Annotated in this window: 31 protein-coding genes and 1 pseudogene; 31 read left to right on the plus strand and 1 reads right to left on the minus strand. The window is 42.1% G+C overall.

Annotation, left to right across the window (positions count from 1 at the left end; genetic code table 11):
• Positions 1–76 precede the first annotated feature (76 nt).
• From ACXAFM_RS00435 to ACXAFM_RS00580, 30 genes and pseudogenes are all read left to right on the plus strand, one after another.
• On the plus strand, positions 77–439 hold the full coding sequence (locus ACXAFM_RS00435; protein WP_474825909.1) for a hypothetical protein: 363 nt from the start codon (positions 77–79) through the stop codon (positions 437–439).
• Positions 440–580: 141 nt separating this feature from the next.
• Complete coding sequence (locus ACXAFM_RS00440; protein ID WP_474825911.1) at positions 581–1,078, plus strand: hypothetical protein; 498 nt, start codon at positions 581–583, stop codon at positions 1,076–1,078.
• 623 nt (positions 1,079–1,701) lie between these two features.
• Entirely contained in the window at positions 1,702–1,950 is a 249-nt protein-coding gene (locus ACXAFM_RS00445; protein WP_189404137.1) for a hypothetical protein, read from the plus strand.
• A gap of 134 nt (positions 1,951–2,084) precedes the next feature.
• Positions 2,085–2,420 carry a hypothetical protein gene (locus tag ACXAFM_RS00450; protein WP_474825913.1) on the plus strand — a complete coding sequence of 112 codons (336 nt, stop codon included), beginning with the start codon at positions 2,085–2,087 and terminating at the stop codon, positions 2,418–2,420.
• A 1,810-nt stretch (positions 2,421–4,230) separates the two neighbouring features.
• Positions 4,231–4,452, plus strand: a complete 222-nt coding sequence (locus tag ACXAFM_RS00455; protein ID WP_220079068.1) for a hypothetical protein — start codon at positions 4,231–4,233, stop codon at positions 4,450–4,452.
• 15 nt (positions 4,453–4,467) lie between these two features.
• The gene (locus ACXAFM_RS00460; RefSeq protein ID WP_474832701.1) at positions 4,468–5,310 is read left to right on the plus strand and encodes an LPO_1073/Vpar_1526 family protein; all 843 of its coding nucleotides are present in this window, start codon (positions 4,468–4,470) and stop codon (positions 5,308–5,310) included.
• A 696-nt stretch (positions 5,311–6,006) separates the two neighbouring features.
• Positions 6,007–6,657: a hypothetical protein gene (locus tag ACXAFM_RS00465; RefSeq protein ID WP_474825918.1), complete on the plus strand. Its 651-nt coding sequence runs from the start codon at positions 6,007–6,009 to the stop codon at positions 6,655–6,657.
• A gap of 63 nt (positions 6,658–6,720) precedes the next feature.
• The gene (locus tag ACXAFM_RS00470) at positions 6,721–7,140 is read left to right on the plus strand and encodes a DUF7674 family protein (RefSeq protein ID WP_474825920.1); all 420 of its coding nucleotides are present in this window, start codon (positions 6,721–6,723) and stop codon (positions 7,138–7,140) included.
• A 142-nt stretch (positions 7,141–7,282) separates the two neighbouring features.
• Complete coding sequence (locus ACXAFM_RS00475) at positions 7,283–7,609, plus strand: antibiotic biosynthesis monooxygenase family protein (RefSeq protein ID WP_218420011.1); 327 nt, start codon at positions 7,283–7,285, stop codon at positions 7,607–7,609.
• Between the two features lie 121 nt (positions 7,610–7,730).
• On the plus strand, positions 7,731–8,243 hold the full coding sequence (locus ACXAFM_RS00480) for a hypothetical protein (protein ID WP_474825922.1): 513 nt from the start codon (positions 7,731–7,733) through the stop codon (positions 8,241–8,243).
• Between the two features lie 553 nt (positions 8,244–8,796).
• The gene (locus ACXAFM_RS00485; protein ID WP_474825924.1) at positions 8,797–9,162 is read left to right on the plus strand and encodes a hypothetical protein; all 366 of its coding nucleotides are present in this window, start codon (positions 8,797–8,799) and stop codon (positions 9,160–9,162) included.
• Positions 9,163–9,233: 71 nt separating this feature from the next.
• Complete coding sequence (locus ACXAFM_RS00490; RefSeq protein ID WP_474825926.1) at positions 9,234–9,593, plus strand: hypothetical protein; 360 nt, start codon at positions 9,234–9,236, stop codon at positions 9,591–9,593.
• A 127-nt stretch (positions 9,594–9,720) separates the two neighbouring features.
• On the plus strand, positions 9,721–9,984 hold the full coding sequence (locus ACXAFM_RS00495; protein WP_474832704.1) for a hypothetical protein: 264 nt from the start codon (positions 9,721–9,723) through the stop codon (positions 9,982–9,984).
• A gap of 207 nt (positions 9,985–10,191) precedes the next feature.
• The gene (locus ACXAFM_RS00500; protein WP_474825930.1) at positions 10,192–10,536 is read left to right on the plus strand and encodes a hypothetical protein; all 345 of its coding nucleotides are present in this window, start codon (positions 10,192–10,194) and stop codon (positions 10,534–10,536) included.
• A 666-nt stretch (positions 10,537–11,202) separates the two neighbouring features.
• Positions 11,203–11,535 carry a hypothetical protein gene (locus ACXAFM_RS00505; protein ID WP_474825932.1) on the plus strand — a complete coding sequence of 111 codons (333 nt, stop codon included), beginning with the start codon at positions 11,203–11,205 and terminating at the stop codon, positions 11,533–11,535.
• Between the two features lie 1,015 nt (positions 11,536–12,550).
• Complete coding sequence (locus ACXAFM_RS00510) at positions 12,551–12,931, plus strand: hypothetical protein (RefSeq protein WP_474832707.1); 381 nt, start codon at positions 12,551–12,553, stop codon at positions 12,929–12,931.
• Positions 12,932–13,056: 125 nt separating this feature from the next.
• Positions 13,057–13,497, plus strand: coding sequence for a hypothetical protein (locus ACXAFM_RS00515; protein WP_474825937.1), 441 nt, complete (start codon positions 13,057–13,059; stop codon positions 13,495–13,497).
• A 552-nt stretch (positions 13,498–14,049) separates the two neighbouring features.
• Positions 14,050–14,409, plus strand: a complete 360-nt coding sequence (locus tag ACXAFM_RS00520; RefSeq protein ID WP_474825939.1) for a hypothetical protein — start codon at positions 14,050–14,052, stop codon at positions 14,407–14,409.
• A 155-nt stretch (positions 14,410–14,564) separates the two neighbouring features.
• Positions 14,565–15,263 (plus strand): hypothetical protein, encoded by a 699-nt coding sequence (locus ACXAFM_RS00525; protein WP_474825941.1) that lies wholly within the window; start codon positions 14,565–14,567, stop codon positions 15,261–15,263.
• A 117-nt stretch (positions 15,264–15,380) separates the two neighbouring features.
• Positions 15,381–15,746 (plus strand): annotated as a pseudogene (locus ACXAFM_RS00530) (DUF7674 family protein).
• A 140-nt stretch (positions 15,747–15,886) separates the two neighbouring features.
• Positions 15,887–16,336: a DUF695 domain-containing protein gene (locus ACXAFM_RS00535; protein ID WP_474825943.1), complete on the plus strand. Its 450-nt coding sequence runs from the start codon at positions 15,887–15,889 to the stop codon at positions 16,334–16,336.
• Positions 16,337–16,464: 128 nt separating this feature from the next.
• A complete protein-coding gene (locus ACXAFM_RS00540; protein WP_474825946.1) occupies positions 16,465–16,872 on the plus strand; it encodes a hypothetical protein in 408 nt (135 codons plus the stop codon).
• Between the two features lie 129 nt (positions 16,873–17,001).
• Entirely contained in the window at positions 17,002–17,313 is a 312-nt protein-coding gene (locus tag ACXAFM_RS00545; RefSeq protein ID WP_474825948.1) for a hypothetical protein, read from the plus strand.
• 127 nt (positions 17,314–17,440) lie between these two features.
• Positions 17,441–17,842 carry a hypothetical protein gene (locus tag ACXAFM_RS00550; protein WP_474825949.1) on the plus strand — a complete coding sequence of 134 codons (402 nt, stop codon included), beginning with the start codon at positions 17,441–17,443 and terminating at the stop codon, positions 17,840–17,842.
• Between the two features lie 541 nt (positions 17,843–18,383).
• Positions 18,384–18,812: a hypothetical protein gene (locus tag ACXAFM_RS00555; protein WP_474825951.1), complete on the plus strand. Its 429-nt coding sequence runs from the start codon at positions 18,384–18,386 to the stop codon at positions 18,810–18,812.
• Positions 18,813–18,930: 118 nt separating this feature from the next.
• Entirely contained in the window at positions 18,931–19,293 is a 363-nt protein-coding gene (locus ACXAFM_RS00560) for a hypothetical protein (protein ID WP_474825953.1), read from the plus strand.
• Between the two features lie 127 nt (positions 19,294–19,420).
• Positions 19,421–19,972, plus strand: coding sequence for a hypothetical protein (locus ACXAFM_RS00565; protein WP_474825955.1), 552 nt, complete (start codon positions 19,421–19,423; stop codon positions 19,970–19,972).
• 108 nt (positions 19,973–20,080) lie between these two features.
• Complete coding sequence (locus ACXAFM_RS00570) at positions 20,081–20,452, plus strand: GNAT family N-acetyltransferase (RefSeq protein WP_474825957.1); 372 nt, start codon at positions 20,081–20,083, stop codon at positions 20,450–20,452.
• Positions 20,453–20,525: 73 nt separating this feature from the next.
• Positions 20,526–20,714, plus strand: coding sequence for a hypothetical protein (locus ACXAFM_RS00575; RefSeq protein WP_474825959.1), 189 nt, complete (start codon positions 20,526–20,528; stop codon positions 20,712–20,714).
• Positions 20,715–21,060: 346 nt separating this feature from the next.
• On the plus strand, positions 21,061–21,393 hold the full coding sequence (locus ACXAFM_RS00580; protein WP_342325725.1) for a hypothetical protein: 333 nt from the start codon (positions 21,061–21,063) through the stop codon (positions 21,391–21,393).
• Between the two features lie 730 nt (positions 21,394–22,123).
• Here the strand turns inward: ACXAFM_RS00580 and ACXAFM_RS00585 are convergent.
• Positions 22,124–22,306, minus strand: coding sequence for a hypothetical protein (locus ACXAFM_RS00585; protein WP_474825961.1), 183 nt, complete (start codon positions 22,304–22,306; stop codon positions 22,124–22,126).
• A 2,069-nt stretch (positions 22,307–24,375) separates the two neighbouring features.
• Between ACXAFM_RS00585 and ACXAFM_RS00590 the strand changes: the two genes are divergently transcribed.
• Entirely contained in the window at positions 24,376–24,696 is a 321-nt protein-coding gene (locus tag ACXAFM_RS00590) for a hypothetical protein (RefSeq protein WP_474825963.1), read from the plus strand.
• The last annotated feature ends 310 nt before the right edge of the window (positions 24,697–25,006 follow it).

Genomic DNA, 25,006 nt, shown 5'->3' on the forward strand with positions numbered 1-25,006 from the left:
GATATACGGATTTATTCCACCCTGCATAAAGGATTTTTTCCGTACACTAAATTGTTAGGTGCTAAAAGGAAAAATTATGAAATCATGGAATGAATTAACTAATCTACAACGCGCAGTTATCGGCATCGTAATGGTTGTTGCGGCCGCAGTTTTGCCAGAAATAGCCTTCTTAGTTCAATTAGGCGGTGTGGAAATCGCATTTGCTCTCGTTTTTGCTAGCCTTGCTCCAATCATTTCTTGGTTCTCAACAAAATACCAAGCAATTAAAGAATGTTTACAAACCTCAATAGTGGCTTTTAGGCATAGTGCATCTGCTAAACCTTCCGTTTTCTTCGTACAAGCTTCTTTTTGTGCCGTCGCACTTCTATTTACAGGTTCGGGCTTATTGGCTTTTTACTTTTTTATGCCTAGTATGCTGCTAAATGGGGTCTTGGCATGAGCGCACCTAACAACTCAATCAACACACTCACTACGTTCGCTGGGACGCATACACGCGGGGCGGCTGCGCCATTATGCCCCACATGTCTGCGCCCGTTATTGGAAAGTTAGCAGCCAAGTCTAGGAATTTAAGATTAATACGATGTTAGAACCTTCAAACAGCACCTACTTCGTAAGTAATGTGGAATCCCTCAACCTTGGTTTCAATTTAATTGGTTTAATAATCGCATTCGGAGTCCTTTTTGCGATTTTTAAATTCACACCTTTGCTACAGTCGCTGTCAGCACTAATCAAATTAAAACCTAAACACATCGGAGTTATTGTTGTGAGCATATGGATAATTGCTTTTACCACAGTAGTTCTTAACAGTTGGGGGGCGTATCAAGTCCAAAATGCTATTTGGGCGAATGAGGCTCAGGTCATATCTGGTTGTATAACTGACCACAAAACAGTAAAAAGTAATAGTAGAGAAGAAACTTTCTTCGTTTCAGGTATAAAATTCAAATACAACGATTACGCTACTAAACAGTATTTTTTTGCCAATCGAGAGCACGAAACGTTCATTCAAAACGGACAGTGCGTGACTATTGTTTACCTGTCTAAATACGGGAACGGAATTTTAAAAATCGACAAGGTTTGAGTGGCATTGGCTGCTAACAAACCACTGTAGTCGCCCGCAAGCGGGCTGGGACAAATACACGTAGGCTCAGTCGCTTCGCTCCAATTTTAGCCTACGTGTATTTGCCCCTAAGTGGGGCGTTAGCTTTACATGGAGTATCGAGCAATCATCAAACGAATATCCATATCAATACTTTTGTTTCTGTTCTCTTATTTGGGTACTGCTTATTATCACTTGGTTTCAATAAATAAGTTTTGCGTTGAAAACTCAAACGGAATAACTTTTGACGAATTAGCTCCCAAGCTTGAGTCGTTTTCTTTCCTGACTAATGTTAGATACATAAAAGGTTATATGGATGAAGACATATGGGTAGACCCTGAATTTGAAATAAATAGTAAACTGGCATAAGGTCAATTCGGATGTAACTTATTGCTCGGATTTAAAAGCCCCACAGACGACACAATAGTTACTATTGGTCACTATAAACTTGAAGAGTTTGGGTATAATTTTATTAAAATCGGCTTGTTGTAAAGCTAACAAGTTACTTAAAAGGACGCAAAACGCTTGGCTTGCGCTCCTTCGTCGCTAATTTTATCCAAGCATTTTGCGCCCATTAGTAAGGCGTTATATTTCAGGGAAAAGAAATGAGTTCATTTGATGAATTAAAAAATAGAGATATTGAGTCTTTAAAAAGAAGCTATGATCAAATCGCTAAATCGACAAGTCTTGGACTTAGCTTCTATAGGGAAGAAATTGCTCGCCGCGAAAATGAAGAGTTCAACTCAAAAATCAAATCAATGACTTCTCAAATGCGCAATATGACAATTTTCATTATGATCTTAACGGTCATTAACGTTGGGGTTGTTATTTATGATGTTTTCAAGGATGTTTAAACAATGAAATATAACAAACCACTCAAGGCTCTCGCTTCGCTCGCTGGGACGCTAACACATGGGCTGCGTCACTTCGTTCCTAATTTTAGCCCATGTGTTATCGCCCCTTAGTGGGAAGTTAGGTAAACCTGTATATGGAAATTTTGGTTGCTGTAATTAGCTTGCTTGTTTTCGGGATATTCCTCGCTGTAGCTGTAGCGCTATCTAAAGTTCCCGTTTTAGGCAATGCTTTAGATTTCTTTGCAGAGTTAGTCAGCGGACCTCGTTTCGTATATCTTGCTTGGCCGTTTCTACTATCCACCGCTTACAGAAAAGAGATAATTCTCGAGCATAAAAATAGAATTAAGTGGTTAGCTTGGGTAGAGTATTTTTTGGCAACAATTGTGTTCCTTACAATTTGCGCCATAGGGCTTTTAATCATACACCACAATGTAAAGAGGCTCTTGCTGCAAGGTGCTCTTTTTGAGTAGTTTACCTAACAATCGCATAAACTCGCTCGCGGGCTCGCTGGGACAAAAACACGTAGGCTCCCCTCGCTTCGCTCAGTATTATAGCCTATATGTTTTTGCCCGTTATGCGGGCCGTTAGGCGTCATTTACTCACAGCATTAAAATGTGGGTTCAGCCGTGACATTCCAGCATCAAGGTTGTTTCGCTAGGTTGTCTTTACCGCTGGCTTTTTCGGTAGTTTCGGCGGCTTTAGCAACGCGCTTGTTATCAATACCGCAACGCCAACATTTAACATCATCAGTCTTCTAAACTCGCTCTTTTATCCAGCAATGTCCTTAACATCTGGCATTTCGCACAGGGTTGTTTTATCTTAAATTCAATAATTTAAATAAGTGGCCGTATCGGCTAGTGGTGGCAGCAAAGCTGCGTACTTTCCTTTGTACGCCTAACAAAACGCTGTTGGCACTCCCTCCGGTCGCTGGGACGCTAACACGTGGGCTGGCTCGCTTCGCTCGGATTTTAGCCCACGTGCTAGCGCCCCAAAGCTTAGCGTTAGGCGTCATTTACTCACAGCATTAAAATGTGGGTTTAACCGTGACATTCCAGCATCAAGGCTGTTTCGCTAGGTTGTATTCGCGGCAAGCTTTCTCAGTTGTTTTAACGGCTTTAGCAATGTGCTTTTCATAAACACCGTAACGCCAACGTTCTGCATCACCAACTTTCTAAACTCGCTCTTTTATCCAGCATTACCGTTAACATCTGGCTTTTCGCACAGGGTTGTTTTATCTTAAATTCAATAATTTAAACACGCGGTCTATTTGGCTAGTGGTGGCAGCAAAGCTGCGTACGTTTCTTTGTACGCCTAACAAAACGCTGTTGGCACTCCCTTCGGTCGCTGGGACGCTAACACGTGGGCTGGCTCGCTTCGCTCGGATTTTAGCCCACGTGCTAGCGCCCCAAAGCTTAGCGTTAGGCGTCATTTACTTACCGCATTAAAAAGTTGGTTCAGCTGTGACATTACAGCATCAAGGCTGTTTCGCTAGGTTGCCTTCGCGGTTAGCTTTGTTGGTAGTTTCAACGACTTTAGCAACGCGCTTTTCATCAGCATCGCAATGCCAACATTCTGCATCATCAGCATTCTTAACTCGCTCTTTTATCCAGCAATGCCGTTAACATCTGGCTTTTCGCACAGGGTTGTTTTATCTTAAATTCAATAATTTAAATACGCGGTCTATTTGGCTAGTGGTGGCAGCAAAGCTGCGCACGTTCCTTTGTACGCCTAACAAAACGCTGTTGGCACTCCCTCCGGTCGCTGGGACGCTAACACGTGGGCTGGCTCGCTTCGCTCGGATTTTAGCCCACGTGCTAGCGCCCCAAAGCTTAGCGTTAGGCGTCATTTACTCACAGCATAAAAAAGTGGGTTTAAGCGTGACATTAAAGCATCAAGGTTGTTTCGCTAGGTTGTCTTTGCAGCTTACTTTTTCGGTAGTCTCAACGGCTTTAGCAACGCGCTTTTCATCAACATCGCAACGCCAACATTCCACGTCACTAGTTTTTTATACTCGCTCTTTTATCCAGCATTGCCGTTAACATCTGGCATTTCGCACAGGGTTGTTTTATCTTAAATTTAATAATTTAAACACGCGGCCTAATTGGCTAGTGGTGGCAGCAAGGCTGCGTACATTCCTTTGTGCGCCTAACAAAACGCTGTTGGCACTCCCTCCGGTCGCTGGGACGCTAACACGTGGGCTGACTCACTTCGTTCGGATTTTAGCCCACGTGCTAGCGCCCCAAAGCTTAGCGTTATGTTCCCGCAAGCTACGGAGGATAAATGAAATTATTTAGTCAACTGGTAACAATTGCAGGTATTTTAATATCAGGTTTTTACTCATACCTGAATGACTATAGTTTTGAAGGAATAGTCGCATTTATTTCTTTTCTTGCAGCCTTTTCGGCAACTTTCTTCTTTGGGAATAGTTCCAAGATGACTCAACAGGTAGGCGACAATTCTAAAGCCTATCAGTCAGGCAGAGATATCAATATTAAGGAATAGAGAGTGATTGGGGATATGAAGCAAGAAACAGGTGAAAACTCAGAAGCCTACCAAGCTAAGCGGGACATCAATATTACCCATCAAGGAATGGACTATAACAACGTCAAACAACTTTGTCTTGATTTGATACATGACAACTTCCCTAAGCTTCAAGAAGAAGCTATGAAGCAAGTAAACGAAAATGTTATGGCTTTAGCTGGTGAGCTGAAAAGTGAAATTGCCAAGAAGCAAGCCGTTATTAACCCTGAGAAGCTAGCGCAACCCGATGTTCAAGCAGCCTTAAATGAAGCGGTTCAGGGAGCTGCCAAGAAAGGCAAAAAGACTGACTTGAATTTATTGGCTAATCTGGTCGCATCAAGAATTGATAGGGGTAATAGTGATTTATTAGATATCACTATTGAAGAGGCAATCAGACTCACGCCGAAGCTTACTAGAGACCATATCAACTTTCTTAGTGTTAAGCATTTTGTTTCGAGTATGACAATTCAAGTTCCGAATGTTGCTTTTATCCATCTAGAACAATTTGCGGCTCCCGTCCTAGCGGCCTTTAGTAGAAACTGTGTACTGTCTGTGCCCAACATTCGGTATCTAGCGGGAGTTGGGGTTTTAGATTTCAATCCAATGTTTGGCCATGATGCATATGATGCCCAGTTCAAAGGGTATCCTTCACTCGCAGAAAATACTCAGGAATTTAAAGAAAAGGTTAAGATTCAAGCGCCTAGTTTAAACAAGCTATTAGAACTATATGAGAAGGAAAAATTCTCATCAGCCAACCTAAATAGCTTTGGTCAAGTTATTGCGCTTACAAATTTGAACCGTATTTTCGGCAACATCGATCTTAAGATATGGATAAATTGAACATAACAAGCGGCTGTTGTCGGACTCGCCTACGCTACGCTCTAGCTCGCCGCAAAGCCGCGCGTTAGGTGACAAGTGGAGAGTCTAAGAACAACTCTTTTTTTATGTGGCGCTTTCTCTTATTTGTATTTTTTATATAAATACGTCAATGCACTCGACCTAGTTTGCAAAGAGTTGAAGTCGCAAGACAATTTTAAGGTTTTTGGTATAACGGTAGAACCAACAAAGTTAATTTTACTTGCAACTCCCAAGCTGACTGCTACGTTGATAAGTCGCTCGTATATGAAAGGTCGTCAAAGTGATTCGAGTTTTGTGTGCGCTCATAATTTGGCAAGAAAATACTATTTAGCTATGGCTTTCTCTGCGCTTTCTTCGTTTTTATTGGTAGTTTTGCTCAAGGATGTTTGAGATGTCACCTAACAACTCAATAAACTCACTCACTACGTTCGCTGGGACGCATACACGCGGGGCGGCTTCGCCATTATGCCCCACGTGCCTGCGCCCGTTATTGGAAAGTTTTATAAGGCATCAGCCTAAACTGCGTTTGGCTTAATACAAATCCCAGTGCAACTGCCCTCATCTGTTTTCATTTGCATCGCTCTGACTTGTGGTAGGTTTAAATCCGCCGCTTACAATTCAAAGGTTGCGCATTAGGCGCTTTATCGCCAATTTATTATTCAACGTCAACAAGCGCCAATGCGTTCGACAGTTCAAATGGCGGCTAGCTTCAGTCAGGTCAAAACCATTGCTGCTCAGTCGTTCTACTTGTCTGTGTTAACAATCAATCGTATGCTGGCTTTAACAGTTTTTAAACAGACCAAAGGAACTGGCTTTGCTTATAACAAGGCGCTTAAGACCACTCCCTTCGGTCGCTCGGACGCATTTACGCGGGGCGGCTTCGCCATTATGCCCCACGCAACTGCGCCGCTTAGCTTAATGTTAGCTATTTTGGTGAACATGCTATTTTCAATCGCTATTTTTTTACTCTATTTGTCACCAATTGCCTTTGTATTCCTATACTCTAAATATGAATATCAGCATTCATTAGCGGACAGTTTTAAAAGGTGGAGAAATTCCAAAATAATTGGCATTGTAGTCTTCACTGTGTTGACTTTTTTCATAGTTACTACTGAAGGTACAAGCTGGAGACTATCAACTTATTGGTATTTGCTTTGGGAACCGGGTTTAAGTATAAGCCTCATCGTATTCTCCAAACCTGCCAGTGAAATCATAGAAGGCTTCTCTTCACTAGATTATTTCGGCGAGGACTTTGGACATATTCTAGGGTGGTTCGGTCTGTTATATGTATCATATGTACTTGGGGTTGAAGTTTTAAGGCATAGCTAACAACCCAATCAACACTCTCACTGCGTTCGCTGGGACGCATACACGCGTGGCGGCTTCGCCATTATGCCCCACATGTATGCGCCCGTTATTGGAAAGTTAGGTGCTTCTGGGAAATCAATGGCTAAATCAGAAATAAGACGATTCTCAAAAGAAATCCGCACTAAATTTCCTGACGTTGTTCCTCTTATGGAAAAACATGAGAGTTGGGCGCTTACATTTCTAATGGAAGAGTTCGCAAATTTGACAACTATTTTGTTAAACCAAGGCGACTTAGAAGAAGCACTAGAACAGTTGCAGTACATGAGCGAGAAACTAGATACTGCAACCAAGGCGGAATTCGAGTACATAGATGTATATTATACAGAGCACTTATTCTGGAAAGGTACCAAAGAAGGTATTGAACGTGGCTGGCCTCTCGTGCCGAATAATCTCAGAAAATTGTACTTGGACTTTCATGGTAAACCACCTAGGGTAGTGGTTTAAAAATGCACGCACCTAACAAAAAAATCAAGTTCGCCCGCTCCGCGGGCTGGGACGCAAACATGTGGGCTGCTCACTTCGTTCGGATTTTAGCCCACATGCCTGCGCCCCTTATTTAAAAGTTATACATCAAGGAGGACACTTTATGTTTATCGTAATGTTTGAATTTGTAGTCAAGGATGGCTGTAAAGACCAATTTCTAGCCGCTTGGCCAAAAGTCACACAGGGCATTTACCTTTTCAAAGGTAGCCTGGGTTCACGGCTACATCGCGACAAAAATGGTGCTTTCATTGCCTATGCACAGTGGCCTAACGAAGAAACGTACCGTAAAGCATCAAATATAAAAATGAGTGAAAACTACGAAAAACAACGACAGTTGATGCATGAAAGTCTTAATTTAGAATCCACCAGAACGATCCATGAAATGGAGGTGGAGATCGATTACTTACACCGTAGACGCTTTGATGTATAACAAAAAAATTAAGCTCGCCCGCTGCGCGGGCTGGGACGCAAACACGCAGGGCGGCTTCGCCATTATGCCCTACGTGCCTGCGCCCCTTATTTAAAAGTTATAAGCCAAAAGGAATTTGAATTTGCTCTTCGATTGGTTCAACTCTGAAAAGCCAAATGTATACTTAGGTTCATTAGCTGTAGTTAATGACAGCAACATATCTAAAATAGAGTCGTTCTTTTCTATAACAGGAAATTCACTACAAGATCATATGCGCGAAAAACTCGAGGAGATTTTTTGCCTCCACAGTATTTCTTCCATTAAGGAACCGAAGAAATCTGACATTGGCTTGGATGTCATTATAGTCACACTGCACGGTGGCGAAGCTTTTACCGTTAATCTCGGAACGTCTGGTATACCTATATTTTGGCGTCCAAAAATTAAGTTGGTTTCGCGTCTATACAACATTAATCACGGCAAGACCGTTAAAACATTCAGTGTGTCTAAATCTGTGACATGGCGTGAATTCATTGCAAAGCAATTTAGTCTCAGAGGGCTATTCCGCTGGGGACCTCTTTATCATAATGAGGACATGGAAATCTTGCTTTATCAGGCATGTCTTGAGTTAATAGATAAAATGCGTAAGGCTATTTAAACAGTGGCTTATAACAAACCACTCAAGGCTCTCGCTTCGCTCGCTGGGACGCTAACACATGGGCTGCGTCACTTCGTTCCTAATTTTAGCCCATATGTTATCGCCCCTTAGTGGGAAGTTAGGCGTCGTTTACTTACAGCATTAAAAAGTAGGTTAAACCATGACATTCCAGCATCAAGGCTGTTTCGCTAGGTTGTATTCGCGGCAAGCTTTCTCAGTTGCTTAAACGGCTTTAGCAATGTGCTTTTCATAAACACCGCAACGCCAACATTTAACATCACCAGTCTTCTAAACTCGTTCTTTTATCCAGCATTACCGTTAACACCTGGCATTTCGCACAGGGTTGTTTTATCTTAAATTCAACAATTTAAACACGTGGCCTAATTGGCTAGTGGTGGCAGCAAAGCTGCGTACTTTTCTTTGTACGCCTAACAAAACGCTGTTGGCACTCCCTTCGGTCGCTGGGACGCTAACAAGTGGGCTGACTCACTTCGTTCGGATTTTAGCCCACATGCTAGCGCCCCAAAGCTTAGCGTTATGTTTCTCGAAAACTATGCGTAAAATTTTAGTTGGGATTTTATTATTAATAAGCTGGAATATTATGGCTTCTTATAGTTTGCATATTGAGCGTGATAACCAGATTTCTGTAAGTGAATGGTTGGCGATTTGCGAAAGCGATTCGTCATTAACTGTGCAGCATGTTGCTAAAGCAATGAATCCGGAAACGGGTGAAACCATTGAAATCGAAACTCCAAATGGTTGCGTTTGGACTAGTCCAATTTTACGCAGAAAATATTATTTCACATTCTCAAATGGCAGCATTACTTTAGGTAGTGACAAGGCCCAAATAGGGAAAGCGAAAAAGTTAGCTAAATTACTTGGAGCCAGACTTGTAGGGGATGAGGGTGAGGAGTATTAGAAACATAACAACTCAATTAACTCGCTCACTGCGTTCGCTGGGACGCAGACATGCGGGGCGGCTGCGCCATTATGCCCCACATGTCTGCGCCCGTTATTGAAAAGTTATACGCCTTAAGGATTAAGTATATGAGTAATGAACAAAAAGCATTACAAGACATAAGGAATGCTGTTGGAACTGAAGTTGGTGAATACAGCGTCGACGAATTTATCAGTCATCATTTAGATGAACTCCCTTCAAGTTATTGGAAAGCCAAAACCGGAGTTGAAGTCCCAGAAATACACCAGATTATCGATTTATTAATTTTAAGGAATAAATGGGACGACGAAGAAGTTTACGATTTTACGCTCCCAGACGAAGTTACTGATTATGTTATTTCCGTCAAGTATGACGATAGTGGAGAGTTGGAAGACATTGATATGGAAAGTTAGTACGGCGTATAACAAAAAAATAAAGTCACTCGCTGTCGCTCGTTGGGACGCTAACACGCAGGGCCGCTTCGCTATTATGCCCTACGCGTTATCGCCCCTTATTTAAAAGTTATGTGCTAGGAGAAACATGAGCATCTGGGGAGTATTATTGTTCATTGTTTTAGGCGCGGTATTTTTGTTCACGCTCAAAAACTTTGTGCAATTCCAATTTAAAAAATCAAAGTTTGCCAACAGGATTCGAAACTTAAATAATACAATTTGGGGCGTCATTGTTTTTGTATCGCTGTTTTTGATTGCTATGCAATTGGCCGAAGAGCTTGGGATCAAAGTTTCCTGTAATAGCTACCAACTTAAACACCACCCAGAGCAATGCGAATATCAAAATGAATAAGAACGCACATAACAAAGCGCTAAACACGTTCCCTTCGTTCACTGGGACAGTAACGCAGCGGCGCTTCGCGATTATGCCGCTACGTCACTGCCCGTTAGCTTAGCGTTAGCTTTCATCATGTTTGCCATCTTAATTACTTCAACGCTGTTACTATTGTTTAGCTATTTAAGCTATAGAGAAAATACTCACCCACTATGGAGTGAGTATGTGGCTGTAAGTGAAAATATACCCAAACCACACGGTAAGCCCAACTCAATAGAAATGGTCTTTTTTTGGAAAAATAGCGCTTCTTATAAGTATTCGACGGAGAAAGATTATTGGAATTCTATGGCTATACACTGCTTCAAAGAAGGTTTGCTGGTCAAACGATCATTTTTCCTTTTTTGGCGTAAACCAATTTTTATAAGTTGGTCCAGAATTGAAGAAAAACACAACTTTAGAGAATGGATAGCTAAAAGGCGGGCCCTGCAAATCAAGAATACTTCCCTTTATTTCAGCATCACAGAAGACGCTTATCAACAGTGCGGTAAAATGGTAAAAGATGAAAGCTAACAAAACGCTCAAGCCGTTCCCTACGGTCACTGGGACGCTTACACGCGGGGCGGCTTCGCCATTATGCCCCACGTGCCAGCGCCCCTTAGCTTAAAGTTAGGTACTCATGAATAAATTTCAATTCTTGAGTGAAACAGAAATCAAAAATTTCAGACTGATTTTTGTTGGAATTTTCGCTTTCTGCTTTCTCATGTTTATAGTAGCTGGGCTTTATAAAATTTATTACTTTGAACAAGCTTTCAATAGTCACGAGCGATATAACGTTAGCGGACCAATAACTGATATATTTGGTCCAAGTAGCTACACCTCATTTAATGTGTCTGGGGTGATTTTTCGATCTGAGTTTATGTTTGGCCCATGCTTGGATATCAGGGGTGAAGTTCAAACGAATAGAATAGTTGATATTGAATATATAATGATCGAGGATTGGTTATACACTAAGCGGGACTATGGCTGTATCCTAAATATCAATTATCTCAGCCCCAAAATTAATAGGTATCGTGGACAAGCATCGAGGAATAATTAGCACGTACCTAACAAAAAAATTAAGTTCGCCCGCTGCGCGGGCTGGGACGCAAACATGTGGGCTGCTCACTTCGTTCGGATTTTAGCCCACACGTCTGCGCCCCTTATTTAAAAGTTATGTGCTAAAAGGACTCTCGCACTATGAGTTTTAAAAGCTGGAAAACAGGATTTTGGTTTTGCTTTGTTCTTTTACTTTTTTCAAATGGGTATTGGTTCTTGGTTGTGGTTGACCAAGCAGTAACTAATAAATATACATCAATGGAACTCTACTCTCAGGAGGAAGCTGTAACTGAGCTAGGAAAGCTCATCGTTGCTGGAATAGAGCCCAAGTCTAAAAAAGATGTTATTTTCCTTTTACGTCAAGCAAATCCTGACGCATTTATCGTGGACGGCGAGGATGTAATTAGCTATCAAAACATAAGTTTTTACTTTAAAAATGATAAGCTTGTAAGTATTGGAGAGCCACGCACATAACAAACCACTCAAGGCTCTCGCTTCGCTCGCTGGGACGCTAACACATGGGCTGCGTCACTTCGTTCCTAATTTTAGCCCATGTGTTATCGCCCCTTAGTGGGAAGTTAGATTTACAAGAAACAATGGTGCTATGAATAGGTTACGAAAAGGATTTTCTAAAGTAAGTAAACAGAGCTTGTTGAAGCTGTGGGGTTTAAGCTTTCTGTGTTTTAGTATTTGGTCAGTTTCTTGGGCAGTGATGACTTATTTTGCCCTAAAAGACGATGGGATCTCTCCAAACATAAAGGAATATATTTTAAGTTACTTAGACCACCGATATATCACTACGACTACACTAGTTTTCGTTTTTTCGGGCATCATTCCAAGCTTAATACTTGTTTTTACTGACAAGGTTAAGTTTATAAAGCTATCTAAAATGCTTTGGGCCACCCAAATTATTGGCGTCTCTATGTTTGCAATTTTATCAAAAGCTATGTTTTTTTATGCGTAGTCACGTAAGTAAATCTAACAAAAAAATTAAGTCGTGGGCTAAAGCCCACTGGGACGCTAACACGCAGGGCCGCTTCGCTATTATGCCCTACGCGTTATCGCCCCTTATTTAAAAGTTAGCTGTCAGTAGGTAGACCATGACTCAAAAGTCTTTGCCAAGAAGGGCTTTAAAGTACGCCGTAATATCTTCTTCGATAATTATGCTTTTGGTTTTTTATGCAATACTAACCAGAGATGTTACTGGCTCAGTCATGGAAGTATTTCTCCGCTTAGTTGTAACAACTGTTGGTGTGTTTGGAGCAATGTGGTTGGTTTTTATCTTTTACCTATTCGCAAACCCAGAAGCTGATAAACCTAGAGAAAAGGACTTATGATTAAAGTGGACTTTAAAAGGCGACACTCTCTTCGATTAACAATGTCAGCTAACAAGCCAATCAACACACTCACTGCGTTCGCTGGGACGCATACACGCGGGGCGGCTGCGCCATTATGCCCCACATGTCTGCGCCCGTTATTGGAAAGTTAGGTGCTAAAAGGAAAAATTATGAAATCATGGAATGAATTAACTAATTTACAACGCGCAGTTATCGGTATCGCAATGGTTGCTGCGGCGGCATTTTTACCAGAGATAGCCTTCTTAGTTCAACTAGGCGGTATGGAAATCGCATTTGCTCTTGTTTTCGCAAGCCTTGCTCCACTCATTTCTTGGTTCTCAACTAAATACCAAGCAATTAAAGAATGTTTAAAAACCTCAGTAGTAGCTTTTAGGCATAGTGCATCTGCTAAACCTTCCGTCTTTTTCGTTCAAGCATCTTTTTGCGCCGTCGCACTTCTATTTACAAGTTCAGGTTTATTGGCTTTTTACTTTTTTATGCCTAGTATGCTGCTAAATGGGGTCTTGGCGTGAGCGCACCTAACAAAAAAATTAAGTCGCCCGCTTCGCGGGCTGGGACGCAGATATGTGGGCTGACTCGCTCCGCTCGGATTTTAGCCCACATATCTGCGCCCCTTATTTAAAAGTTATGTTCTAGTATGAATAACCAAGCTCAAGTTGATTTGTTTAAAAGTCGTTGTCGGTCGTCTTTTGACGCTGTAGCCCAAGAGTATGCTCTTAAAGAGTGTATCGTTTGTGGCGGCACTTATATCAACGCGTTTAAAGTTAAGTTTAAGAATCCAGATATTTTTTTTGGATTTGAGGGCATACATTGGGGCTTTGGTCTTCTAACAACATTTGGTGCAACAAAGTTAAATGAGCCATTTACAATAGAGCAAGCCATTTGTTATTTGGATGGCTTGGAAAAGTTGCGAGAACGAGATGCACATAGAACATCTGGTTACCAGAAGATCCTTGCTCTTGATATAGACTTTATCACTCAAAACCTCTCCTTCTTTCTTGAAGGCGGGTTCAAGTCGGTCACTTCAGAATTAAACAAAACTGAAGTAGTACTCAGGAAGTTTTACGGTCGAACATAACAATCACATTAAGCCGCTCGCAGGCTCGCTGGGACAGTAACACGTGGGCTCTGTCGCTTCGCTCGGATTTTAGCCCACGCGTTACTGCCCCTTATGTGGGTGTTAGGCGTCATTTACTTACAGCATTAAAAAGTAGGTTCAGCCGTGACATTTCAACATCAAGGTTGTTTCGCTAGGTTGTCTTTACGGCTTGCTTTCTCGGTAGTTTCAACTGCCCTAGCAACGCGCTTTTTATCAACACTGAAACGCCAACATTCAACATCACCAGTCTTTTAAACTCGCTCTTTTATCTAGCAATGTCGTTAACATCTGGCTTTTCGCACAGGGTTGTTTTATCTTAAATTCAATAATTTAAACACGCGGTCTAATTGACTAGTGGTGGCAGCAAAGCTGCGTACTTTCAGTTGTACGCCTAACAAAACGCTGTTGGCACTCCCTTCGGTCGCTGGGACGCTAACACGTGGGCTGACTCACTTCGTTCGGATTTTAGCCCACGTGCTAGCGCCCCAAAGCTTAGTGTTATACACAATGCGCAAAATCAGGAAGATTAAAGTGAATAAAACCAAAACGTCTCTTCTATTTTCTGCTTTCATAGGAACTTGTTTCGTAACGATAAGTGCATTTGCTTCATCAACAATAGAAGGCGTTTGGAAACATGCAACAAAACCAGCTCTAATCGAATTCAATTTAAAAACTGGTGTAGCAAGTGTCAAAGAGCACCAAATTCATAAACAAAACTCTGGCCTCACAATCATCAAAAATATTGTTCAATCAACAGAAACTGAGTGGTTTGGGGAAATGTACAATGGCTACAAAGAGAAATATGTATTCGTTACAATCAAGTTAAATGGCACATCGCTATCTGTCTTCGACTCCGAAAACAGTGAAGTGCTTAAACTTATCAAGGAGTAGCCTTGTGTATAACAAAAAAATCAAGCTCGCCCGCTACGCGGGCTGGGACGCAAACACGCAGGGCGGCTTCGCCATTATGCCCTACGTGCCTGCGCCCCTTATTTAAAAGTTATGAGCCTAAAAATTAGTAGGAAATCGCAAGATAAGGAAGTTAGATGGATATAGAGCAAACTAGCATAGTCTTCACACAGGTTCGGGATTGGGCTGAACTACTTTATTTTATCAGCGGAGTTATTTTAGTTTTCATTGCCGGCTTTGGCCTGTGGCAATTGAAACTCACTAAAGACCAGCTCGAATTAGCGAAAAAAGACATACATTCGAACGTAAAAATTTTTAAGACGCAAAGTCATAGAGCAGCTGTAGAGGCCGCTGTTGTTGAGTGCAGGAGGTACTCGGATGAAATAGTTCAAGTATCCTTAGAGCTTGATTCTTTTTGTAAGACGCACGAACTAACCTATTTCGAGGACGTAGTTTTCGAACGGACAAATGAGGGGTTTAGGCTTCACACCAAAGATATTAAGAGTAGTGACGTGGAAAAGTTAGCTGAAGCGGAACCTCTTTTAAATAGGTATATAAACGGCATGGAAGCTTTTGCTTTATTTTTTCTCAGCGGAGTCGCTGACGAAAAAATAGCGTTTCATACTAATGGAAAGACATTTGTGAATATGTCAGAGGAAATGTTTAAGCTTTTTCCCATCTGTAACGCGTCGGATGAAGATGCAAAACCAATTAAAGCACTTTACTTCATGTGGAGAGAAAAATTGGATAACCAGAAAATGTTAAAAGAAAAAGAAGAAATTGAACAAAAACTGAAAGAATACGACCAAAAAGAAATTAAGCCCATAGGCACATAACAACCCAATAAACTCACTCACTTCGTTCGCTGGGACGCATACACGCGGGGCGGCTGCGCCATTATGCCCCACCTGTCTGCGCCCGTTATTGGAAAGTTAGGTGCTTCTGGGAAATCAATGGCTAAATCAGAAATAAGACGATTCTTAAAAGAGATCCGCACTAAGTTTCCTGACGTTGTTCCTCTTATGGAAAAACATGAGAGTTGGGCGCTGACATTTCTAATGGAAGAGTTCGCAAATTTGACAACTATTTTGTTAAATCAAGGCGACTTAGAAGAAGCACTAGAACATTTGCAGTACATGAGCGAGAAACTAGATACTGCAAGCAAGGCGGAATTCGAGTACATAGATGTATATTATACAGAGCACTTATTCTGGAAAGGTACCAAAGAAGGTATTGAACGTGGCTAGCCTCTCGTACCAGATAATCTCAGAAATTTGTACTTGGACTTTCATGGCAAACCACCTAGGGTAGTGGTTTAAAAATGCACGCACCTAACAAAAAAATCAAGTTCGCCCGCTGCGCGGGCTGGGACGCAAACATGTGGGCTGCTCACTTCGTTCGGATTTTAGCCCACATGTCTGCGCCCCTTATTTAAAAGTTATGCGCTAGAAGGATATTTATGCAAATAGAATCGGCTGACTCAGCTTCATGGAACATAGCTGAGGGACAACGAAATGAACAACCAATTCTAATTCGCTACAGGCCAGATCTGGATTACTTATTTGGTAACGAGAAATATACTAAGCGATTGACCATTTTCTGGGATTACACCCAACGAGACTCAAGCGGGCTTCCAAGTTCGAGCCAAATGGATAGTATGCGAGATTTCGAAGATACTGTTGTGAATATTCTCGATTATGATCGTTTAGCAATTTTCGTTTTCAGTTATACACATTCTGGTACGCGTGAATGGCATTTCTATGTTTCTAACATCGAAGTAGTTGGTTCAAGAATAAATGAGGCACTATCTTCATTTTCTGAGCTGCCCATCGAGCTGCAAGTTGTTGACGACCCGTCATGGGAGAAGTTAAATAAGGTATATGCGTACTGTATGCAAGAACGCGCATAACAATCACATTAAGCCGCTCGCGGGCTCGCTGGGACAGTAACACGTGGGCTCTGTCGCTTCGCTCGGATTTTAGCCCACGTGTTACTGCCCCTTATGTGGGTGTTATATTTCTAAAAGGATGTTTTAAGATGAAGAGCTTGTTTATTTTTCTAGCAATTGTAGGTTTAAGTGCTTGCGGTTCGACCGCGATTCAATTCTATGATGGGCCGTCAAAATCAAGCAACGAGACTGCGACTATAAGTTTATGGACGGACGCATCTAAGCTTAATGAAGAGCTTTCCCCCTCCGCTCTTCAAATTACATCATTAAAACTCAACGACAAAGATATCATCACAAATTCAGACATTTCTATTCTTGCCGGTAAGTATAGTTTTACAACTAAATGCACTGTAGGTAGCTTTTCTAAAACGAGCACTTTTAACCTTGATGCATCTGCTAATAAAAACTATGCGGTTATAGCTGTTGGTCAAGGCAAAGAGTGTTACTTTAAAAAGTTGAGTTTATTGGTAGATAATTCTCGTTTTGTCGAACTTTGAACCGAAATATAACAACTCAATAAACTCACTCACTTCGTTCGCTGGGACGCATACACGCAGGGCCGCTTCGCCATTATGCCCTACGTGCCTGCGCCCGTTATTGAAAAGTTATAAGACAAAGGGAATTCAGTGAACAAGGTTGTTATCAGTATCCTTTCAATATTACTCCTGCTAACCAACTTGTTTTGGTTGTATCAGAGTTTGGATAACGGTGTCTCTTTAACTTACATGGAAGCAAGCCTGGAAACCCAAACTAAAATATCGGAGCAACTGTTCGTTCTAACAAACGCGCAGCTAATAGGTAAAAGCATCAACGAAGTTAATAATATTGTTCCACTGGATATTTATGGCTCTTCACCATTCATAAAAGATGATTGTTTATATTATGGTGGCGTATGCCTTATTGTTGGTACCAATGGCACTATTCAAGGTTTTAAGTAACATGTCTTATAACAAAAAAATCATGTCGCCCGCAGGCGGGCTGGGACACAAACAGGCAGGCGGCTTCGCCATTGTAGCCTGCCTGTTTGTGCCCCATATTTAGGTGTTAATTGCCATAGGGATTATTATGCTCAGCAAATTTGATGAAAAATTTCTTAAGGCAGTAATACTTGTTCTTTGGATTTTTCCTACATCGATTCTGTTTTACATATTGAATTCTGTGGCAACAGATGACTACTTTGTCTTCGTTTGTGTTATTTTTGGATGTAATGTCGTCTACGATACTTCCAAAAAAATTCTTGCTGCGCCTATAAAAAGTACTGAATCAGCATTGAAAATTATTAAAACTGGGGCTGGTGCAATTTTTATCTTTTTACTGTCTTTCGTCGGTGTATATCTAGAAGCGACTAAGGCTATCTTACCCCACATAGGGATCTATGTAATTTGGTTGCCCTTATATGTGTGGAGTTTGTTTTTACTTTCGGCAGCGGAAAAGCACTACAAAGCAACTTTTGGAAGTGGCAACTAACAAACAAATTAAGTCACTCGCTCCGCTCGCTGGGACGCAAACACGTGGGCTGACTCGCTACGCTCGGGATTTTAGCCCACGTGTTTCCGCCCCTTATTTGGGTGTTAGGCGTCATTTACTTACAGCATAAAGAAGTGGGTTTAAACGTGACATTTAAGCATCAAGGTTGTTTCACTAGGTTGTCCTTACAGCTTGCTGTTTCGGTAGTTTCAACGGCTTTAGCAACGCGCTTTTCATCAACACCGCAACACCAACATTCAACATCACCAGTCTTCTAAACTCGCTCTTTTATCGCGCAATGTCGTTAACATCTGGCTTTTCGCACAGGGTTGTTTTATCTTAAATTCAATAATTTAAATAAGTGGCCGTATCGGCTAGTGGTGGCAGCAAAGCTGCGTACGTTTCTTTGTACGCCTAACAAAACGCTGTTGGCACTCCCTCCGGTCGCTGGGACGCTAACACGTGGGCTGGCTCGCTTCGCTCGGATTTTAGCCCACGTGCTAGCGCCCCAAAGCTTAGCGTTATGCATCAAAGTGAAATTATGAACCGTAACCCTATTCCTTCTGACCCATTTAATAGGCAATATATTTATAAGGGTGTAGTGTTTCATTGGTCACTGGCTACTGGTTTCGTTTATCTAATTTGCTTAGCTATCAGCAAAGCCAGCCCCATTAGCATAGTGTTGCTTATTCCATCTAGTGTCGTTCTTTTTTTATGCATCAATGGTATTACTAACGACTTTGAGTTTAAAACCCTTTACAAAAAGCTGGGCTGGTATAGGAAATACAGTATTGTTACTTTCTTATTAGGAGTGTTATTTGGTATTTCATGCGTTTTTGAGGCTAGCGCAGATTTCTCGGTCATTATCGCTTTTCCTGTTTTCGCCAATGGATTGTTTTTGTGGCCGTTGGTAACAACTAATACATATGTAAAAAACTACACTAGGTTGTTTGGGGTTTTTGATGCATAACAACCCAATCAACACACTCACTGCGTTCGCTGGGACGCATACACGCGGGGCGGCTGCGCCATTATGCCCCACATGTCTGCGCCCGTTATTGGAAAGTTAGGTGCTAAAAGGAAAAATTATGAAATCATGGAATGAATTAACTAATCTACAACGCGCAGTTATCGGTATCGCAATGGCTGTAGCAGCGGCAGTTTTGCCAGAGATAGCCTTCTTAGTCCAATTAGGCGGTGTGGAAATCGCATTTGCTCTCGTTTTCGCAAGCCTTGCTCCACTCATTTCTTGGTTCTCAACTAAATACCAAGCAATTAAAGAATGTTTAAAAACCTCAGTAGTAGCTTTTAGGCATAGTGCATCTGCTAAACCTTCCGTCTTTTTCGTTCAAGCATCTTTTTGCGCCGTCGCACTTCTATTTACAAGTTCAGGTTTATTGGCTTTTTACTTTTTTATGCCTAGTATGCTGCTAAATGGGGTCTTGGCGTGAGCGCACCTAACAACCCAATCAACTCACTCACTTCGTTCGCTGGGACGCATACACGCGGGGTGGCTTCGCCATTATGCCCCACATGTCTGCGCCCGTTATTGGAAAGTTAGATGGCACGGAGATTTAGGTGACTACTGTAATCGTTGCAGATATTTTTGGTAAAACACCAGCTCTTGAAGAGTTGGCAAATATCATTTGTAAGAACCATCTAATCGTCGACCCGTATGACGGTCAATATAAAATGTTCCAAACTGAAAGCGATGCATATGAGTATTTCTCCTCTAATATCGGCTTGGGAAATTACAGCAAGCATTTGATTAACACGCTAACCAACTTGGATTCTTCTGTAAATCTCGTCGGATTCAGTATCGGTGCTGCTGCCATTTGGAATCTCTCAGAAAGTTTTGCATCTTCACGCATAAAAAAAGCCATATGCTTTTACGGGTCTCAAATAAGAAACAACCGAAAAGTTGTTCCATTATTTCCAGTTACTCTTGTTTTCCCAAAAACAGAAAAACACTTTTCGGTACCAGAATTAATCTCGGAATTGCGCAACACAGAAAGAACCAAAATTAGGCAGGTGCCTTATTTTCATGGTTTTATGAATAAATGCTCAACGAATTTCAACTTGCAAGGATACGAAAGTGAGCTTCGAACACTTGCGGCTAATGCCATCTAACAAAAAAATCAAGTCACTCACTTCGTTCGCTGGGACGCATACATGCAGGGCGGCTTCGCCATTATGCCCTACATGCCTGCGCCCCTTATTTAAAAGTTAGGTGCTCTCATGGATATAATAGAAATGGAGTTTCAGGATAGGTTGCCCTTTGGTTTTTCACTCCTCTGTAAAGTAGAAAACGAATTAGTGGGCAAGGCTCACGTCAGTATTAAGGGTAATGATGGTGTTCTTTCGGACATCATAGTTATAGAGAGAACACACTATAATTACTCTTTTTTTTCATCTAAGAAGACAATTGTTTCCCACAGGAATAAAGGCTACGGCACTTTATTGCTGAAATCAGTTATTGCACACTGTAAACGAATTGGCCTAAACAAACTGACAGGAAAGATTGTTGGAGAAACAAATCGATTAGAGCAATGGTACTTCAAAAATGGTTTTTCTGTCGTAAATGGTCAAATTATAAAGGTCTTATCGTGAACGCACCTAACAACTCAATAAACTCACTCACTTCGTTCGCTGGGACACATACACGCAGGGCGGCTTCGCCATTATGCCCTACGTGCCTGCGCCCGTTATTGAAAAGTTAGGCGTCATTTACTTACCGATTCAAAAAGTGGTTTCAATAGTGACATTCAGGCATCAAGGTTGTTTCGCTAGGTTGTCTTTACAGCTTGCTTTTTCGGTAGTTTCAACGGCTTTAGCAACGCGCTTTTATCAACACCGCAACGCCAACATTTAACATCATCAGTCTTCTAAACTCGCTCTTTTATCCTGCAATGTCCTTAACATCTGGCATTTCGCACAGGGTTGTTTTATCTTAAATTCAATAATTTAAACAAGCTGGCCAATTGGCTAGTGGTGGCAGCAAAGCTGCGTACGTTCCTTTGTACGCCTAACAAAACGCTGTTGGCACTCCCTTCGGTCGCTGGGACGCTAACACGTGGGCTGGCTCGCTTCGCTCGGATTTTAGCCCACGTGCTAGCGCCCCAAAGCTTAGCGTTATATGCCAAAGGAATACGGACATTATCTGGTTTAAAAAACTCAAAAGCCCTCACGTACCTCTAGGCATTCCAATAGAAGATGGATTGGCTATTTTAAAAAAGATTGGAAGCCCCGTCTTTTTTGAGTCCGAAGGGGAAAGGCAATATAAGGTTTCAAATTCAGCTTACAATGTAGCTATTTATGAAACGAATGGCATTGTTTCAAGTGCTTGGTACGACGACCCCATTGGAAGGTCTTGGAACCTTGGGAGACAGAAAAAAGTGAATCTATACCTTTCTCGCTACGACAATATCAGTAACTGGGAAGCTAGGCTCAATAATGGATATATTCAGTTCTATTTTAACGATACGCTTGGATTGAGCATGTCTTATGGATTACACAAAGATGTCATCAGGTTTAATAAACAAGGCATATAACAACCCAATAAACTCACTCACTACGTTCGCTGGGACGCATACACGCGGGGCGGCTTCGCCATTATGCCCCACGTGCCTACGCCCGTTATTGGAAAGTTATAAGGCGTCAGCCTAAACTGCGTTTGGCTTTATAAAAACCCCAGTGTAACTGCCCTCACCTGTTTTCATTTGCATCGCTCTGGCTTGTGGTAGGTTTGAATCCGCCGCTCTCAACTCAAAGGTGGTGTAATAGGCGCTTTATCGCCAAGATATTAGTTGAACCTCGCAAGCGCCATTACACTCAAAGGCCCAACTGGCGGCTAGCTTCTGTCAAATCAAAACCTTCACTGCACAGTCGTTTTTCTTGTCTGTGTTAACAATCAATCGTATGCTGGCTTCAACAGTTTTTAAAAAGACCAAAGGAACTGGCTCTGCTTATAACAAGGCGCTTAAGACCACTCCCTTCGGTCGCTCGGACGCATTTACGCGGGGCGGCTTCGCCATTATGCCCCACGCAACTGCGCCGCTTAGCTTAATGTTAGAAGGCGTCAGCCTAAACTACGTTTGGCTTTGTAAAAATCTCAGTCCAACTACCCTCACCTGTTTTTACCAGCATCGCTTTAGCATTTGGTAGTTTTAATATCGCCGCATTAACTTCAAAGGTTGCGCATTAGGCGCTTTGTCGCCAAGCACTTATTCAACGTCAGCAAGCGCCAATGCGTTTGTCAGTTCAAATGGCGGCTTGCTTCAGTTAAATCAAAAACATCTCTGCGCTGTAGTTTTTCTTGTTTGCGTTAACAATCAATCGTATGCTGGCTTCAATAGTTTTTAAAAAGGCCAACGGAACACGCTCTGCTTCTAACAAAGCGCTTAAGTCGTTCCCTTCGGTCACTGGGACGCTTACACGCGGGGCCACTTCGTTATTATGCCCCACGTGCAACCGCCCCTTAGCTTAGCGTTAGGCGTCATTTACTTACAGCATTAAAAGGTAGGTTAAGCCGTGACATTCCAGCATCAAGGTTGTTTCGCTAGGTTGGCTTTACAGCTTACTTTTTCGGTAGTTTCAACGGCTTTGGCAACGTGCTTTTCATCAACACCGCAACACCAACATTCAACACTACAAGTTGTCTAAATTCGCTCTTTTATCCAGCAATGTCGTTAACATCTGGCATTTCGCACAGGGTTGTTTTATCTTAAATTCAATAATTTAAATAAGTGGCCGTATCGGCTAGTGGTGGCAGCAAAGCTGCGTACGTTTCTTTGTACGCCTAACAAAACGCTGTTGGCACTCCCTCCGGTCGCTGGGACGCTAACACGTGGGCTGACTCACTTCGTTCGGATTTTAGCCCACGTGCTAGCGCCCCAAAGCTTAGCGTTAGGCGTCATTTACTTACAGCATAAAGAAGTGGGTTTAAACGTGACATTTAAGCATCAAGGTTGTTTCACTAGGTTGTCCTTACAGCTTGCTGTTTCGGTAGTTTCAACGGCTTTAGCAACGCGCTTTTCATCAACACCGCAACACCAACATTCAACATCACCAGTCTTCTAAACTCGCTCTTTTATCGCGCAATGTCGTTAACATCTGGCTTTTCGCACAGGGTTGTTTTATCTTAAATTCAATAATTTAAATAAGTGGCCGTATCGGCTAGTGGTGGCAGCAAAGCTGCGTACGTTTCTTTGTACGCCTAACAAAACGCTGTTGGCACTCCCTCCGGTCGCTGGGACGCTAACACGTGGGCTGGCTCGCTTCGCTCGGATTTTAGCCCACGTGCTAGCGCCCCAAAGCTTAGCGTTATGTTCCATTATGAAAATATACAACTGCCCAGTTTGTGGATGGAGTCCTTACAAAGAACCATATTGTTCAGTACAGGAGTTAAGATGGAGCTATGATATCTGCGAATGTTGTGGCTGCGAATTTGGTTTGGACGACAATCTAATTCATTATCAAGAGTGGTTGGACAGCGGATGTGAGTGGTTTGAACCTGAATTAAAACCTGCCAATTGGAAAATTGAAAACCAAATCAAGTTTCAAATAAGACCATGGCCCCCTGTAGACAGATGAAACATAACAAAAAAATTAAGTCACTCACTACGTTCGCTGGGACGCATACATGCGGGGCGGCTTCGCCATTATGCCCCACATGCCTGCGCCCCTTATTTAAAAGTTAGGCGTCATTTACTTACAGCATTAAAATATGGGTTCAGGCGTGACATTCCAGCTTTAAGGTTGTTTCGCTAGGTTGTCTTTGCGGCTTGCTTTCTAGGTAGTTTCAACGGCTTTAGCAACGCGCTTTTCATAAACACAGAAACGCCAACATTCAACATCACCAGTCTTCTAAACTCGCTCTTTTATCCAGCATTACCGTTAACATCTGGCATTTCGCACAGGGTTGTTTTATCTTAAATTCAATTATTTAAACACGCGGTCTATTTGGCTAGTGGTGGCAGCAAAGCTGCGTACTTTCAGTTGTACGCCTAACAAAACGCTGTTGGCACTCCCTTCGGTCGCTGGGACGCTAACACGTGGGCTGACTCACTTCGTTCGGATTTTAGCCCACGTGTTAGCGCCCCAAAGCTTAGCGTTAGGCGTCATTTACTTACAGCATGAAAAAGTACGTTCGGACGTGACATTACAGCATCAAGGTTGTTTCGCTAGGTTGTCTTTACGGCTTGCTTTTTCGGTAGTTTCAACGGCTTTAGCAACGTGCTTTTCATCAACACCGCAACGCCAACATTCAACACTACAAGTTTTCTAAACTCGCTCTTTTATCCAGTAATACCGTTAACATCTGGCATTTCGCACAGGGTTGTTTTATCTTAAATTCAACAATTTAAATACGCGGCCTATTTGGCTTGTGGTGGCAGCAAAGCTGCGTACGTTCCTTTGTACGCCTAACAAAACGCTGTTGGCACTCCCTCCGGTCGCTGGGACGCTAACACGTGGGCTGACTCGCTCCGCTCGGATTTTAGCCCACGTGCTAGCGCCCCAAAGCTTAGCGTTAAATGCCAATGGAAGCTACAAAAACAACATCATTTTTGGCTGGAGTATTACTAGTACTCAGCGACACTGTTATTGAGTTTTATTCTCTTCCAGGTGGAGTTTTCGCTTTTACCTTTTTCACCTTAATTTTTTTGCTGGTTATTGGTAAGCAAATTATTGGAGAGTGTCAGCGACAACTTCGTACAGAATATGATTTTGATAAAAAACCATGGTTTGAACCTGATGCATTGCGTTTTGCAGTTAATACTTTTACACGTATATTATTCTTTTTATTGGGTTTTATATCTGCGGCAGAATCGATGAAGTTGGTGATTGGCATTTAACAAACGCATTAACCACTCGCTGCGCTCGCTAGGGACAAAAACACGTAGGCTCCCTGCGCTTTGCTTGGTATTGTAGCCTACGTGTTTTTGCCCGTTATGCGGGTGTTAGACACTTGTCATGGATATCACATTAACAGATCCCGCTATACCTCTCTTTCATTTTGAGGTCATCAAAAATGTCTCCATTGCAGCGGCATTTTTAAGTATTGTTGTTGGCCTAATTTATAAGGTTAAATACAATACAGCTTTGAGTTTATATAAAATCATTTTGTTTTCTCCTGTGGTACCAATATTGTGTACATACTATGGT

The sequence above is a fragment of the Alteromonas sp. ABD4_190 genome (genome assembly GCF_056160105.1).

What these genes read in the sequence shown, in the direction of transcription:
- ACXAFM_RS00435 (WP_474825909.1), top strand. Translation starts at nt 77, where the DNA reads ATGAAATCATGGAATGAATTAACTAATCTACAACGCGCAGTTATCGGC.
- ACXAFM_RS00440 (WP_474825911.1), top strand. Translation starts at nt 581, where the DNA reads ATGTTAGAACCTTCAAACAGCACCTACTTCGTAAGTAATGTGGAATCC.
- ACXAFM_RS00445 (WP_189404137.1), top strand. Translation starts at nt 1,702, where the DNA reads ATGAGTTCATTTGATGAATTAAAAAATAGAGATATTGAGTCTTTAAAA.
- ACXAFM_RS00450 (WP_474825913.1), top strand. Translation starts at nt 2,085, where the DNA reads ATGGAAATTTTGGTTGCTGTAATTAGCTTGCTTGTTTTCGGGATATTC.
- ACXAFM_RS00455 (WP_220079068.1), top strand. Translation starts at nt 4,231, where the DNA reads ATGAAATTATTTAGTCAACTGGTAACAATTGCAGGTATTTTAATATCA.
- ACXAFM_RS00460 (WP_474832701.1), top strand. Translation starts at nt 4,468, where the DNA reads ATGAAGCAAGAAACAGGTGAAAACTCAGAAGCCTACCAAGCTAAGCGG.
- ACXAFM_RS00465 (WP_474825918.1), top strand. Translation starts at nt 6,007, where the DNA reads ATGCGTTCGACAGTTCAAATGGCGGCTAGCTTCAGTCAGGTCAAAACC.
- ACXAFM_RS00470 (WP_474825920.1), top strand. Translation starts at nt 6,721, where the DNA reads ATGCCCCACATGTATGCGCCCGTTATTGGAAAGTTAGGTGCTTCTGGG.
- ACXAFM_RS00475 (WP_218420011.1), top strand. Translation starts at nt 7,283, where the DNA reads ATGTTTATCGTAATGTTTGAATTTGTAGTCAAGGATGGCTGTAAAGAC.
- ACXAFM_RS00485 (WP_474825924.1), top strand. Translation starts at nt 8,797, where the DNA reads ATGCGTAAAATTTTAGTTGGGATTTTATTATTAATAAGCTGGAATATT.
- ACXAFM_RS00490 (WP_474825926.1), top strand. Translation starts at nt 9,234, where the DNA reads ATGCCCCACATGTCTGCGCCCGTTATTGAAAAGTTATACGCCTTAAGG.
- ACXAFM_RS00495 (WP_474832704.1), top strand. Translation starts at nt 9,721, where the DNA reads ATGAGCATCTGGGGAGTATTATTGTTCATTGTTTTAGGCGCGGTATTT.
- ACXAFM_RS00505 (WP_474825932.1), top strand. Translation starts at nt 11,203, where the DNA reads ATGAGTTTTAAAAGCTGGAAAACAGGATTTTGGTTTTGCTTTGTTCTT.
- ACXAFM_RS00515 (WP_474825937.1), top strand. Translation starts at nt 13,057, where the DNA reads ATGAATAACCAAGCTCAAGTTGATTTGTTTAAAAGTCGTTGTCGGTCG.
- ACXAFM_RS00525 (WP_474825941.1), top strand. Translation starts at nt 14,565, where the DNA reads ATGGATATAGAGCAAACTAGCATAGTCTTCACACAGGTTCGGGATTGG.
- ACXAFM_RS00535 (WP_474825943.1), top strand. Translation starts at nt 15,887, where the DNA reads ATGCAAATAGAATCGGCTGACTCAGCTTCATGGAACATAGCTGAGGGA.
- ACXAFM_RS00540 (WP_474825946.1), top strand. Translation starts at nt 16,465, where the DNA reads ATGAAGAGCTTGTTTATTTTTCTAGCAATTGTAGGTTTAAGTGCTTGC.
- ACXAFM_RS00550 (WP_474825949.1), top strand. Translation starts at nt 17,441, where the DNA reads ATGCTCAGCAAATTTGATGAAAAATTTCTTAAGGCAGTAATACTTGTT.
- ACXAFM_RS00555 (WP_474825951.1), top strand. Translation starts at nt 18,384, where the DNA reads ATGAACCGTAACCCTATTCCTTCTGACCCATTTAATAGGCAATATATT.
- ACXAFM_RS00560 (WP_474825953.1), top strand. Translation starts at nt 18,931, where the DNA reads ATGAAATCATGGAATGAATTAACTAATCTACAACGCGCAGTTATCGGT.
- ACXAFM_RS00570 (WP_474825957.1), top strand. Translation starts at nt 20,081, where the DNA reads ATGGATATAATAGAAATGGAGTTTCAGGATAGGTTGCCCTTTGGTTTT.
- ACXAFM_RS00575 (WP_474825959.1), top strand. Translation starts at nt 20,526, where the DNA reads ATGCCCTACGTGCCTGCGCCCGTTATTGAAAAGTTAGGCGTCATTTAC.
- ACXAFM_RS00590 (WP_474825963.1), top strand. Translation starts at nt 24,376, where the DNA reads ATGCCAATGGAAGCTACAAAAACAACATCATTTTTGGCTGGAGTATTA.